The sequence below is a fragment of the Gibbsiella greigii genome (assembly GCF_039540155.1).
Classification (GTDB): domain Bacteria; phylum Pseudomonadota; class Gammaproteobacteria; order Enterobacterales; family Enterobacteriaceae; genus Gibbsiella; species Gibbsiella quercinecans.
This window is the reverse complement of sequence record NZ_BAABEM010000004.1, coordinates 38,118-52,237: the sequence shown is the minus strand read 5'-3', so window position 1 is coordinate 52,237 and position 14,120 is coordinate 38,118. Positions and strand designations below refer to the sequence as shown.

Below are 14,120 nucleotides of genomic sequence, written 5' to 3'. Positions count from 1 at the left end.
TCAACCAAGCTGAGCCCCGCACACATCACGGGGCCCAGCATAGGCATGTTAATCAATCACATACCCATACCCTTGCTACTTCAAGTTGCAGGTATATTGGCTTCCTGCAACTCGAATTATTTTGGGTATATAGTGGTTATTACTGGTATGCCAGCGTGAAGTCGGCAACGGCAGTAAAGTCACCCGGGACGATGGCGGCGGAAGCGCCTTCACCCTGCAGGTACGCGGCGAAAGCCAGGGTGTTGTTACCGGTGTTCAGCGTCTGTGCCGCAGTCGCCTGGCCCAGTTTCACTTTCTCACCGCCGTAAGTAATACCGATACCGGCGCCGCTTGCGGTGCCGCCGTTAATCCCCAGCAGATCGCTGTTGTTTGGCGATGCTTTACCAGTAAAGGTGGTGGTTACGGTTTTCAGGGTGGTGGTATCGCACTGTTCCAGTTTGATTTCGAACGTACGCGGGTTAGATTTGCCACCATCTTTCAGCGCAACGTTAGAGATCTGGCCCAGATCAACAGTTTGCTTCTCTGAGTCTGGAGAAATTGAGCAAGGGGCATCAATAATGGAACCAGTGAAATACACTTTACCGTTGCCCTGATCGGCTGCATGAGCAAAAGAAGTAACACCCATTGCCATTACAGCAGCCATCATGATTTTGTTCAGTTTCATAGAACCTATATTCCTTATAAGAAAAAGCTGGTTTCCAATAAAGGTAAGAGCATGCAGCATGTATATGCACCGCGAACGTTGCTCTTATTCTTTAGTACATTGAAGGTGAGTCACCGCCAAAACCAAAGGGGGATATTTAAAAATCCAGATACCATCAATGATGGTATTAAGACTATGAAATCAATTAATTAAAATGGATTTGAAAAGCAAGGTAGTTGAATAATCCCTTATGATTCAAAATCCTTTTTCATCCCAATCTCTCCCCTTGATCGGCAAACGAGATTCTTACAAAAGGCAAACTTTAAAAAAAGCTTTTTTTGCAAAAGTGATGATATTCACATTTTTTTCCTTTAGCGGAGTAGTTTAATGTTTCTTTTTAGAAGCATAGATCGTAAAAAAATAAAAATCAGAATAATATTCTGTTTTTTGCATCATCGCATCAAATAAGATCCACAAATAAGCACTCAGGTAATAGAATAAACCAAATTGACGAAAAGGGACGCAATGGGCAGGAAAAACCAAATTCATAGGGAAATACACTCAGGGAGCTGATTACATCAATCATCAGCATTGGTTACTCTTTTGCTTTTTTTACCGTTTTTGCCTAAAAACGGGTCGCGCTGAAAATATGCCACCCAGCGAGAACAGCAAAAGAACAGAGAGGAATGGAGAAGCAAATGGACGATCTATCCCCCAAAAAAAAGGAAATTCAGCAATTGTGCCAAACGCTGCACCAGGCATTATTATTGCTGTCGCCACGTCCTCGCCCAAACGGGGCGATGCCTTCACAAGAACAATGGCTGACAACCCGCAGGCTGGCGGAGGTCATCAATGAAGGCGTATACCGCACCCGAACGCTATTGCTGAAAATGGTTGAATCCGGCGAGGTATTAGTTTCACCCGGCCCGGTAAAAAACTCCCTGCGTTGGTATCCCACAGCCCTGGCCAGCAACAATAACGACAGAACTTGCGGTATTGCGCAAAGAGAATCTTCCATAAGCCGAATCCATCACAATTTACGCTAGAACCCAGCTATAAGAGAGTGCAAGAAAATACTCCTTTATGGTTATAAATAGATATATTTTAGGGACGTATTTTAATGATGAGTAAATACTTCAGATTATTACCAATCATAATAACAATTAGCTTGAAAACAATTATTGCCCATAAGGTCATACGCAACCTATAACCAATGCTAACCAGAATTGACGCATTCTTACCCCTTGAACGTGTGCCGTTCGAAAGGAAATGTTAATCACTTATTACTGAGATATTACAGTGAGAAAAAAAATCTTTTATAGCCTGCTCGCCTTTTGCGCTTTTTTGCTGGCGAACAATGCGCACGCTTTCACCTGCCGAACCTCTGACGGCGGCGTTATTTCCCCCGGCGGGTCAACCGCACCGGTAAATGTCAGGGTGCGTATCGGCCCAGACCTTCAATACGGCAAAAACGAAATCGTCAACGTCAGCCAGGTCACCTGTACTAACGACGTCGCTTCATGGACGGACTACCTGAAAACCGACTCTTCGGCCCTGTCGCTCAACACCGCTCTGTTTGGCGGCATTGGCTTCGGCGCAACCATCAACGGCACGGACTACACCGCGCCGGTTCCCGGCGGCATCAGCATCATGACGCTGACTAACAAGGCCTCGCAAACCGTGACCCTGCGCGTATATATCGTGCTGAGCAAGTACCCTACGCCGGATATCAAAATCAGCAAAGGCGATATCATTGGACAAATCAACTTTGTGCAAACCAATGACCGGCCTGGCTGCCCGCAATGCGGCCCTTATCGCTGGCAGTTGATCGCCGATAACGATGCCTACTTCGTCACTACCAGTTGCACGATCAACAACAATCAGCAAATTAACGTCGATTTTAACCAGATCCGGCAGGATTACCTGACCCAAACGGTCGCCGACGCCCAGATTAAACAAGACAAAGCGCTGACCTATCAGTGTGAGGATCTCACCGCCACGCAGGATGTGCAGATCCGCCTGGTCAGTGATGCGGCACCGTTTTCGTCCAACTATATCAAAACCACCAATGCCAACGTCGGTGTCGCTCTGGTTTATAACAACCAGGTGATTAGCCCCAACAACACCTTTAGTACCCACATCACCAATGGCGTCGGCAACGATACCGTGACCTTTGTCCCGGTGAAAAACAATGTCGCTTATAGCGACATCGCAACAGGTCCGTTTACCGGATCGGCAACGCTGATTTTTAGCGCACCTTGAGCCAGGGGGAGATATGTTCAACAGTGGCCGCAGGTTATTCTATTTTTTGTTCGTCTGTTTGCCTTTTTCCAGCGTTGCCGTGGCGGCTGATAATCAGGGCACGCCGATTGTCATATCAGGCACCGTGGTGGCGCCGCCACCTTGCGTAATTAATGACGATCGCACCATCGATGTGGAATTCGGCACGGTTGGGGTCAATAAAATCGATGGCAACCGTTACATGCAACGGCTGAATTACACGGTGAAATGTGAATTTCTGGACAGCACTAAACAGTTGCAGATGAAAATCGTCGGCAGCGTGACCTCATTTGATGCGTCGGCAATCACCACTAACGTAACGGGGCTGGGCATCCGGTTGTTAGCCAATGGAAATGCCCTGACTATCAATTCCCCCTTTAATATTGATTACACTAATCTGCCCGCGCTGGACGCGGTGCCGGTGAAAAGCACCACCGCCACCCTGACCGAAGGGGAGTTCACCAGCGGCGCCACCATGCTGGTGGACTATTTTTAACCCACGGTTTCGCCCCACTCCCGGCCGCGGGTATCACCTGGCGGCCGGGTTATCTACCGCCACACTTCCCTTCCCCATTTGATGGCGTGCACACTTTTTCGCCTTCAAATGGTGCACATCCCCCAGATTAGCGCACTGCCATAGGGGAACCCACGCAGCCAAACGGCACGGTATCATACTCAACTGTGCCGTTAAGCACGCCTCACTACCTCACCAGCCAGCCACCAGCATGCAAAAATAAAGCAGGCCACGCCGCCGGTTTCTTTTTTTTAGAAAGCTTGAAGCGAAAATCAGTAAAGATATCCGCCGGCGATTGGCGCAACTCTTGCACCCTTCTGTTCCCTCAGTTCTATGCACCCTTTTAATTCTTTCATCATTTAATCGTATGGAGAATGGCATGACGTATTCCCTGGCAAGACTGATACAAAAAAGCGCTTTATTTGCATTGGTAATTGGATACGCCGCGTCCAGCTATGCGGGGAAAGCGAATGATACCCTGGTGTATGCTTCGGATAATGAGGTTGAGAACGTCAGCCCGTACCACAATAACCTGCGCGAAGGCGTGATCATCGCGCACCTGGTGTGGGATACACTGATTTTCCGCGATCCGAAAACCGGGGAATACAAACCGGAGCTCGCCACCGACTGGAAGTGGGAATCGCCGGTAACGCTGGTGATTCATTTGCGCAAAGGGGTTAAATTCCATAACGGCGACGATTTCACTGCGGACGATGTGGTTTATACCTTCAACCATATCGCCGGCGACGACACCGGTTCCGTCATGCCGCAGAGCGTCAACTGGATCCAGACAACGGAAAAAGTCGATGACTACACGGTAAAACTGCATCTGCACAAACCTTTCCCGGCGGCCTTGGAATATCTTTCCGGGCCGACGCCAATCTACCCGGCCAACTATTTCCAGCGTGTGAAACTGGCCGGCTTCAGCAAAGCGCCGATCGGCACCGGCCCTTACAAGATTACGCAGGTCACGCCGGGCCAGGGCATCAACATGGAAAAGAACTCGGACTATTTTGCACAAAGCCCCGTCGGGCAACCGAAGATCGGCAAACTGCAGTTTGTGGTGATTCGGGATCCGGAAACCCGCCTGGCGCAGTTGATGACCGGCCAGGTGGACTGGATCTGGCGGGTGCCGGCAGATCAGCTCACCATGCTGGAAACCATGCCTAACGTCACGGTTAAAAGCGGCGAAACCATGCGTATCGGCTTTCTGGCGCTGAACCCGCAGGCCAAAGGCCCCGGTGGCGAACCCTTTAAAGACGTGCGCGTGCGCCAGGCGGTGAACTACGCCATCAACCGTGAAGGCATGGTCAAAAACCTGGTGCGCGGCGGCAGCCAGCCGGTTTATTCTGCCTGCTTCCATACCCAAACCGCCTGCGACACCAGCAAGGTGGTGAAGTATCAATACGATCCGGAAAAAGCCAAGAAACTGTTGGCGGAAGCCGGCTACCCCAACGGCTTTGATACCGATATCTGGGCCTACCGCGAGCGCGACTATGCCGAAGCGATCATCGGCGATCTGCGCAAAGTCGGGATCCGCGCCCGCTTGCACTACGTCCAGTATTCCGTACTGGCCGCCGATCTGATTTCCGGCAAGGCGCCGATGGCCATCCGCACCTGGGGATCGTTCTCGATCAACGACGCCTCCGCCTTTACCTCACCGTACTTCGGCGGCAAAGGCGACGACATCTGGAAAGATCAGCAGGTGACCAGCACGCTGGCCAAAGCCGACGAAACCATCGACGCCCAACAGCGCAGCGCATTGTACGCAGACGCGCTGGGCAGGATCTCGTCGCAGGCTTATCTGGCGCCGCTGTTCTCCTATTCGACGAACTATGCCTTCACCTCTGATTTGAATTTTGACGATTGGCCGGATGAATTGCCGCGCTTTGCAATGGCCAGTTGGAAATAAATCGCGCGGGGGGCGCCGCCGGTTTCCCCCCGCCACGTTAGTAATAATCAGGAACGGCTCATGGTTATTTATATCTTACATCGGCTTCTCGTGGCGCTGGCGGTGCTGTTCACCGTCGCCGTCGTCAGCTTTTCGCTGTTGCACCTTTCCGGTGATTTGGCCGCGGCGATCGCCGGGCCGGACGCCTCGGCCGAAGTGGTTGCCCGCATCCGCGTGCAATACGAGCTAGATCAACCGCTGTACACCCAGTTTCTGCACTGGCTGTGGGGAGCGCTGCACCTGGATTTCGGACGCTCCTTCTATTTTGAAAACACCGTGATGGAACTGATCGGCCAGCGGATGCCAATCACTCTGAACCTCGGCGTGCTTTCGCTGGGCATCGCGTTGCTGGTGGCCATTCCGCTTGGCGTGCTGGCGGCGGTTTTCCGCGACAGTTGGATTGACCGCTGCTCGATTTTCATCGCGGTTATCGGCCAGGCCATGCCGAACTTCTGGTTTGCGCTGATTTTGATTCTGATTTTCGCCGTCGAGCTGAAATGGCTGCCGGTCGCCGGCAACGGCAGTTGGCAAAACTTTGTGCTGCCCGCCATCGCCCTAGGCTACTACGCCATGCCATCGCTGATGCGCCTGACCCGCTCCGGCATGCTGGATGTGCTGGGTTCGGACTATATCCGCACCGCCAAAGCCAAAGGGCTCAGCGCGTTTCAAGTGATCGTCAAACACGGCCTGCGCAACGCCATTATCCCGGTGGTGGCGCTGGCGACGGTCGAGCTGGGCTTTATGCTCGGCGGCTCGGTGGTGATCGAATCCGTTTTTGCCTTGCAGGGGTTGGGCCAGTTGGCCTGGGATTCCATCTCGCGCAACGATTTTCCTGTGGTACAGGCCATCGTGCTGATTATTGCCGTGTTCTACATCGGGCTGACGTTTTTGGCCGATGTGCTCAATGCGGCGCTGGATCCACGTCTACGGACCAAATAAAGGGGCGGCCATGAAAACCTCGTTATCTCTCTCTTCCGCGCCGCTCGGCAATACGCCGGCGGCCGATCCCGGCTCGCTGCTGCCGGAACCCACCGCCTGGCGCAAATGGTTGGGAAAAATCTTCGGCCATCGCAGTATGACGATCGGCCTGGCGATCCTGGGGGTGATTGTCATCGCTGCGATTCTGGCGCCGCTCATCAGCCCGCACGATCCCTACGCGCAAGATATCAGCCAACGGTTGATCCCACCGGTCTGGCAGGAAAGAGGCAGTTGGGAACATATTCTCGGCACCGACAAACTGGGGCGTGACTACCTAAGCCGCCTGCTATATGGCGCGCAGGTTTCGTTGATCATCGGCCTGGTTTCCGTGCTGGTGGCCGGCGGCATCGGCATAACACTCGGGGTGTTGTCCGGCTACTTCGGCGGCCGGGTGGATGCCGTGGTCAGCTATATCCTGACCGTGCGTCTGTCCATGCCGGTGATCCTGGTGGCCCTGGCGACGGCCTCGCTGATGGGCGGCTCGGTGAAAGTGGTGATCCTGCTGTTGGGGCTATTATTGTGGGATCGTTTTCTGATCGTCTCCCGCTCCGTCACCCGCCAACTGCGCGAAGCGGAGTTTATCGCCGCCGCCCAAACGCTCGGCGCCTCTTCGCTGTTCATCATGCTGCGCGAGATCTTGCCTAACCTGCTCGGGCCGCTGACCGTCGTCGCCACGCTTGAAATCGCCCATGCCATTTTGCTGGAAGCCACGTTGTCCTTTTTGGGGCTTGGCGTGCAGCCGCCGATGCCGTCCTGGGGGCTGATGATCGCCGAAGGCAAAGCCTACATGTTCTTTATGCCGTGGGTGATTTTGATCCCCGGCTGCGCGCTCGCCATCCTGGTGTTGGGCATCAATCTGGTGGGGGACGGCCTGCGCGACATCACCGCGCTGGACGGACGTAACTGAGGAAAAACGCCATGAATAATGACATGTTGCTCGATGTGAAAGGGCTGAAGGTGGACATTCCAACCGCACGCGGGATGCTGCACGCGGTGCGCGGCATCGACTTTTCCGTGCGGCGCGGCGAAATGCTGTGCCTGGTGGGCGAGTCCGGCTGCGGTAAATCCATGACCTCGCTGGCATTGATGGATCTGCTGCCGGCGAAGGCCATCAGAACGGCGGAGCGGATGCAGTTCAAGGGCGCGGAACTGCAAACGCTGAAAAAGCGCGAAATCGCAGCGCTACGCGGCGATCAGATGTCGATGATCTTCCAGGAGCCGATGACGTCGCTGAACCCCTCGTTTACGCTGGGCAATCAGTTATGCGAAACCCTGCGCGCACATCGGAAAGTGTCGCACGCGGTTGCCCGCGATCGCGCGGTTTACCTGATGGAACGGGTTGGCATCCCGATGGCGGCCGATCGTCTGAATCAATACCCCCACCAGCTCTCCGGCGGCCTGCGCCAGCGCATCATGATCGCCATGGCCCTGATGTGCGAGCCGGATCTGATCATCGCCGATGAGCCCACCACTGCGCTGGACGTGACGATCCAGGCGCAGATCCTGCGCATGCTGCGCGAACTGCAGCAGGAAATGGGCACCGCCGTTATTTTCATTACGCACGATCTGGGCGTCGTGGCGCGGATCGCCGATCGGGTCGCCGTTATGTACGCCGGCCAAATCGTGGAAACCGGCTCGGTGATGACGCTCTTCAACCAACCGCGCCACCCGTATACCCGCGGCCTGCTTGACTGCATTCCCATTCAGGGGAAAACCGTGCCGGGGCAACCATTGCGGGCAATCCCCGGCGTCGTGCCCAGCCTGATCGGCGCCCAACGCGGCTGTGCATTCAGCAACCGCTGCGGGCAATGCAGCGCCGCCTGCAGCCAGGAAACGACGCCCTATGTCAATGTGACCGCGCACCATGCAGTGCGCTGTGTTCAGGTGGCCCGCGAACTGGAGGGAATATGAATACCACGATAACCCCTTCGGCGTTGCCGACCCACATCGCCGGCAACGAGGATATTGCGCTGGAGCTTTGCGCCCTGACGCAGGTCTATCGCCTGAACCGCGGGTTGTTCGCTCGCCCGGGCGAGATCCGGGCGGTCAATAATGTCTCTCTGCGGGTACGCCGGGGCGAAACCCTTGGCCTGGTCGGCGAATCCGGCTGCGGCAAAAGCACGCTGGCCAAAATGCTACTCGGGTTGCTGAAACCGACATCCGGCAACGTGCTGATCGAAGGCAAGGAAATCGACGCCACCAACCGTAAAGCAATGGCCGCACGTATCCAGCCGATCTTTCAAGACCCATACTCGTCGCTGAACCCGCGCCGCACCATCGCAGATATTGTGGAAGTGGCCCTGCGGCTACATGGCATCGGCACGCCGGCGGAGCGCAAAGCCCGGGTAAAAGAGATGCTGGACGTGGTCGGTATGCCGGCGCGCACCCACGCCCAATACCCCAACCAACTCTCCGGCGGCCAACGCCAGCGGGTGGCGATCGCCCGGGCGCTGATTATGCGCCCCGACATCCTGATATGCGATGAACCGACATCCGCCCTGGATGTTTCCGTCCAGGCACAAATCCTTAACCTGCTGCTGGTGCTGAAAAAGGAGTTTGGCCTGACTTACCTGCTCATCAGCCACAACCTGTCGGTGGTGGAGCACCTGGTCGATCACGTCGCGGTGATGCAAAAGGGCACGATTGTCGAACAGGGCACGCGCGAGCACATCTTCCACTCGGCGCAGCATCCCTACACCCGGATGTTGCTGGCCTCAGTGCTCACGCCGGAAGCCGGGCTGGGCATTCCGGACATTACAGCGCACTGAAATCGATACGGCCAGTGCCATTGGCGCAGCAAGACAAGCACTCATTATTTGATGTAGAGGACACACTGTATATGACGCGTGAAGAGACGATCCAGGCGACGATTGATGACTTTCAGTCAGGGAAATTCCGTGAGGTTTTGGCACGCCGGGTAGCCTACCGCACGGTCAGCAAAGGCGGCGACCATGGGCCGGTGTTGCTGGCCTATTTGCAGGAGGAAATGATCCCCACCCTGCAGGGCATGGGGTTCGAATGCCTGATTGCAGCAAACCCGATCGCCGGCAAAAGCCCGTTCCTGCTGGCGCGGCGCATTGAGCCGGACACGCAGCTGACGTTGCTGACCTATGGCCACGGCGACGTGGTGCCGGGCAATGATGAACAATGGCGCGCCGGGATATCGCCCTGGGAAGTGACCGAAGACGGCAATACCTGGTACGGCCGCGGTACTGCGGATAATAAGGGGCAGCACAGCATAAACCTGGCGGCGCTGGAGCAAGTGCTGAAGGCGCGCAATAACCGCTTAGGCTATAACGTAAAAATCATTCTTGAGATGGGCGAAGAAGACGGTTCGCCAGGTCTGGACGCCATCTGCCGGCAGTACCGCGAGTGGCTGGCCGCCGATCTGTTTATCGCCTCCGATGGCCCACGGATTACGGCGGCGCGCCCAACGCTGTTTTTAGGTTCCCGCGGGGTATTCAATTTTGAATTGGCGCTGAATCCGCGCCAGGGGTTCCACCACTCCGGCAACTGGGGTGGCCTGTTGAGCAACCCGGGGATCCGCCTGGCGCATGCGCTGGCGACCATGGTGGACGCCCACGGGCGGATCCTGGTGCCGGGCCTGCGCCCGCCGGCGATTACCGCCGCCATGCGGCAGATCCTGGCCGATATTGAGCTGGGCGGCGGCCCGACCGATCCGGCCATCGATCCGCAATGGGGGGAAAGCGGCCTGACCGCAGCGGAAAAACTCTATAGCTGGAACACGCTGGACGTGCTGGCGTTTGTGACTGGCGATCCGGATAAACCGATGCACGCGATTCCGCCGCAAGCCCGCGCCCACTGCCATATGCGCTACGTGGTGGGCAGCGATGTCGACCAGTTTGCCCGGCATATCCGCAACCACCTGGACGCCAACGGCTTTGAAGACGTAGAACTGGTTAACGCCGTCAGTAACTATGAGGCCACCCGGCTTGATCCCAACGATCTGTGGGTGGAATGGGGCAAAGCATCGATCGCCCAGTCGGTGGGCCTCAACGCCGCCGTGCTGCCCAATTTCGGCGGCGGATTACCCAACGCCTGCTTCTCACAAACGCTGGGGCTGCCGACGCTTTGGGTTCCCCACTCCTATCCGGCCTGCGCGCAACATGCGCCGAACGAGCACATTCTGGCGGATGTGACGCTGGAAGCGCTGAAGATCATGACCGGCTTGTTCTGGGATCTGGCCGAACAGGGCAGCAACATTGTCCGCCTGCGCGCCCACCGCCAAGAAAGCTCCCAGGTAGAGCGCGTATAGCCCGCGCTAGGCACGGGGCATTCACCGGATGTGCGGGATATACGTATGCGCCTGCTCTCATTTAAGATGGAAAAATATCGCCGCCGGGCAGACGTTGGCGGCGATGACAGGAAGAAAAGATGGATAACCCAGAGCAGGTGAGAGCGCCGATGCACAACAATGAAATCCGTTACTTCATGGCGGTGGCCAGCACCGGCTCGCTTAGCGCCGCCAGCCAGCAACTGTTTGTGGCCGTTTCCGCCATCAGCCGGCAAATTCAGCGGCTGGAAAGCCGGCTGGGGGTGCCGCTGTTCGATCGGCATGCCAGGGGAATGGTGCTTAACAGCGCCGGGCAGATCCTGGAAAACCATGTGCGCCGTAGCATGGCGGATATGGAGCTGGCGATTGCCGAGATCGAAGGCCTGAAATCGGCCCGGCAAACGACGATTCGCGTGGTGTGCACCGACGGCATCGCATTCAATATGATGCCGACCGTCATGGCCAAGTTCCGCCAGCGGCACCCGACGGTCAATTTTTGCCTGTCGGTGGGCAGCGCCCGGCAGGTGCCGGAAATGGTGCGCAATGGCGAATGCGACGTGGCGCTGAAGTTCAGCCTGTCGCCGGAGTATGGCGTTGACGTGATCGCCACCTTCCCCTCGCCGTTTCTGGTGGTCATGAAAGAGGATCACCCGCTGGCCGCAATGGATTTTCAACTGGCCGATCTCAACGCTTACCCGGTCGCGCTGCCGGAACAAACGGCAACCGTGCGCCAGCTGTTTGATCTGTCATGCCGTATGAGCGGGGTTTTTATCGATCCGGTGTTTACCTGCAACCATTTCGCCACGCTGTATGCCTTCATCCTCAATACGCCGCAGGCGATCACCATCTGCAGCCATTTCTCACTGTTGTACTGCGCCCGACGTGATGGGTTACAGGTAAGGTCGCTCGACGCCAGGCAAGTGGGGCAGCGGACGCTACAGATCCAAACGGAAGCCAGCAAGCCAAAAACCGCGGCGCTGAAAACGTTCTTTGACTTTTTAACGGATGAACTCAACACCCAGGATGCGCGTTTTCGCCAGGAGTATCGTATCCCGGGCTGATCGTCAGGTTACGTTCCGCCGTTCGGCGCCTTCAATGGCTTCCACACCCGTGCTCCACTCACCAATGGCATTGTTTTTAAGATTGGCTAATTAACTTATTAACTCATTAATTTATTTCAAAACAGGTGGTTAGGTTGCCCGGTGGCGATAGATTGGGGGGTTGACGTTTAGCGCGCATCTTGGGCTGCCGAGCAAGGCACCGTTGCCAGGGGCAATCGGCCACGGAAGGCCGACCCGTCCGGCGACGGGGACGCCGCGAGGGCACCCGCGCAGCGGGCAGGCCATGTTAAGCGCAGGCCGGGGTGTCGGGGCCGGGCCTTCGGCCCTGACAATTGCCAGCCACTATTGCAGCAAAGAAATTCGATACGATTAGGGCAATTCCCTTTACGCTGGTGGCGGCAGGGTACTGTTTTAGCAACGTTCTTTGCCCTGACCGCGAGGGTTTCGGTCGCTATAACTCGGTCGCTTTTTGTCGCACCGTAGCCCGCGCCCGAGTTAGGGGCCGTGGGCGCGGCCCCTAACGACCCACGCCTGCGCCATATCAGGCGGCCGCTGCGCGGCTACCCTCACTGTGTCACTTCGCATCACGGCCGGCTACGACAGGCGTCCCTGCCTGTCTCGCCTGAAACCGCCGTCCTGGCGGTTTCGCCTATGCTACGTTCCGCCGTTCGGCGCCTTCAATGGCTTCCACACCCGTGCCCCACTCACCAATGGCATTGTCTTTCATAAAATCAATGAATGAGGCTATACCCAAAATAATTCGAGTTGCAGGAAGGCGGCAACGCAGCGAATCCCCAGGAGCTTACTCCAGTAAGTGACTGGGGTGAGCGAGGAAAGCCAACGCACCTGCGGCTCGAAGTATGAAGGGTATAGGAGGGTTGACCTTCAGCGCGCATCTCGGGCTGCCGAGCAAGGCACCGTTGCCAGGGGCAATCGGCCACGGACGGATTGAGGCGAGACAAACAGGGAGGTTTGTCGTAGCCGACCCGCCCAGCGACGGGGACGCCGCGAGGGCACCCGCGTAGCGGGCAGGCCATGTTAAGCGCAGGCCGGGGTGTCGGGGCCGGGCCTTCGGCCCTGACAATTGCCGTGCGCGATTACCGCAAAGAAATTCGATACGATTAAGGCAATTCCACTTACACAACGGGTTACAAATACCATTGATGATTAGGCGTACTGGCGGATCCGCGCCAGTAACGCATCGATATTCTCAATCCGCTCGGCATTAACAATCAGAAAACGCCCCAGCACCAATGCCTGCTGCTGGCATTCCGTGCGCATTGCCGCATCCTCAATGCCGTCCAGATCCGCCACGTGCGACAGACCGATAGTGCGGCGAATCAGCTCGGTACCGCTGTAACCCAAGGCATCTTTCCACACTTGTTGCAGGAACTGCTCGGCATAGCCCGGCACCGCCAGCGCCACATCACGCGTATGTTGATGGCACAGCGACAAAAAACGATCGGCAAAAATCAGCCACAGTTCACGCACATCCTGCAGGCGTTGCTCACGCCCGGCGGCGGCCTCACGCGCAGCCAGCAGGCCCGGCAATCCGCAGAAATTGAGCAACAGGTTGCCCAGCGCCGTACCCACGTCAAAGCCGATTGGCCCGTAAAAACCAAATTCGGCATCAATCGCCTTCAGCTTGCCTTCCGCGACAAACACCGAGCCGCTGTGAATATCCCCGTGCAGCAACGCCTGGGCCTGGCTCTGGAAACGGTGCTTCAGGCCAGCCACCGCCAGCTTCAAGTCCGCATCGGCGCGCAGCTCTTGCACCGCAGGCAATAATGCTTCTGCAAACTGGTTACGTTCGTGTTCAATGTAAGGATCGCTAAAAAACAGATCTTCGGTGATCTGGCACAGCTCTGGATTGGTAAAGCGTTGAACGTCGGCTTTTTTCTGTTGTGCGTTCTGGTAAAAATCAGAGGTGTGAAACAGCGCCTGCGCCAGATACTCCGCCAACTGCCCGACCGCCAGCGGATAATAGTTGCCCTTGATTAACTCCGAACGCCAAATGCGGTGATCGGAAAGATCCTCCTGCACCATCACGGCCAGTTCAGGATCGTAATGCAGCACATTAACCGTATGCCGCGGGCAGAAATCAGCGTGCGCCCGCAGCGTTTCCGCTTCAATACGCGCGCGATCCAGCGTCAAAGGCCAGGACTCGCCGACGCAGCGCACATAGGGCAGCGCCTGCTTGACGATCACCCGGCTGACGCCCTGGCGATCGCGGATTTTAAACACCAGATTCAGATTGCCGTCACCGATCTCTTCCGCGCTCACCAGCGCCTGTGGATCGGCAACCTGCCCATATTGCCGGGCATATTCAACGGCATCAGCAGCCGTAAACGTACGATAAAGCGACATTCCAACCCCTCTGGTGTCTTACAAAGCGATAA

The 14,120-nt window shown here is 56.4% G+C and carries 12 protein-coding genes; 10 read left to right on the top strand and 2 right to left on the bottom strand.

What is annotated here, in order from left to right; genetic code table 11:
• Positions 1-139 precede the first annotated feature (139 nt).
• The gene (locus AC559G_RS01140) at positions 140-664 is read right to left on the bottom strand and encodes a fimbrial protein (RefSeq protein WP_438597547.1); all 525 of its coding nucleotides are present in this window, start codon (positions 662-664) and stop codon (positions 140-142) included.
• A 677-nt stretch (positions 665-1,341) separates the two neighbouring features.
• Here AC559G_RS01140 and AC559G_RS01135 point away from each other — a divergent pair.
• From AC559G_RS01135 to AC559G_RS01090, 10 genes are all read left to right on the top strand, one after another.
• Complete coding sequence (locus AC559G_RS01135; RefSeq protein ID WP_498910628.1) at positions 1,342-1,689, top strand: hypothetical protein; 348 nt, start codon at positions 1,342-1,344, stop codon at positions 1,687-1,689.
• A gap of 253 nt (positions 1,690-1,942) precedes the next feature.
• A complete protein-coding gene (locus tag AC559G_RS01130; RefSeq protein WP_498910626.1) occupies positions 1,943-2,905 on the top strand; it encodes a fimbrial protein in 963 nt (320 codons plus the stop codon).
• A 13-nt stretch (positions 2,906-2,918) separates the two neighbouring features.
• Entirely contained in the window at positions 2,919-3,419 is a 501-nt protein-coding gene (locus AC559G_RS01125) for a fimbrial protein (protein WP_498910624.1), read from the top strand.
• 397 nt (positions 3,420-3,816) lie between these two features.
• Positions 3,817-5,349 carry an ABC transporter substrate-binding protein gene (locus AC559G_RS01120; RefSeq protein WP_498910622.1) on the top strand — a complete coding sequence of 511 codons (1,533 nt, stop codon included), beginning with the start codon at positions 3,817-3,819 and terminating at the stop codon, positions 5,347-5,349.
• 60 nt (positions 5,350-5,409) lie between these two features.
• The gene (locus tag AC559G_RS01115) at positions 5,410-6,327 is read left to right on the top strand and encodes an ABC transporter permease (protein WP_498910620.1); all 918 of its coding nucleotides are present in this window, start codon (positions 5,410-5,412) and stop codon (positions 6,325-6,327) included.
• Between the two features lie 10 nt (positions 6,328-6,337).
• Positions 6,338-7,273, top strand: coding sequence for an ABC transporter permease (locus tag AC559G_RS01110; protein ID WP_498910618.1), 936 nt, complete (start codon positions 6,338-6,340; stop codon positions 7,271-7,273).
• 11 nt (positions 7,274-7,284) lie between these two features.
• A complete protein-coding gene (locus tag AC559G_RS01105) occupies positions 7,285-8,277 on the top strand; it encodes an ABC transporter ATP-binding protein (protein ID WP_498910616.1) in 993 nt (330 codons plus the stop codon).
• A complete protein-coding gene (locus tag AC559G_RS01100) occupies positions 8,274-9,134 on the top strand; it encodes an ABC transporter ATP-binding protein (protein ID WP_498910614.1) in 861 nt (286 codons plus the stop codon). Before AC559G_RS01105 ends, AC559G_RS01100 begins: the two co-directional genes overlap by 4 nt.
• Positions 9,135-9,205: 71 nt before the next feature.
• The gene (locus tag AC559G_RS01095; RefSeq protein ID WP_498910612.1) at positions 9,206-10,642 is read left to right on the top strand and encodes a M20 family metallopeptidase; all 1,437 of its coding nucleotides are present in this window, start codon (positions 9,206-9,208) and stop codon (positions 10,640-10,642) included.
• Positions 10,643-10,791: 149 nt separating this feature from the next.
• On the top strand, positions 10,792-11,721 hold the full coding sequence (locus AC559G_RS01090; protein WP_498910892.1) for a LysR family transcriptional regulator: 930 nt from the start codon (positions 10,792-10,794) through the stop codon (positions 11,719-11,721).
• 1,167 nt (positions 11,722-12,888) lie between these two features.
• On the opposite strand, the gene mtnK is transcribed toward AC559G_RS01090, so the two are convergent.
• Complete coding sequence (gene mtnK / locus AC559G_RS01085; protein ID WP_498910610.1) at positions 12,889-14,088, bottom strand: S-methyl-5-thioribose kinase; 1,200 nt, start codon at positions 14,086-14,088, stop codon at positions 12,889-12,891.
• Between the last annotated feature and the right edge of the window lie 32 nt (positions 14,089-14,120).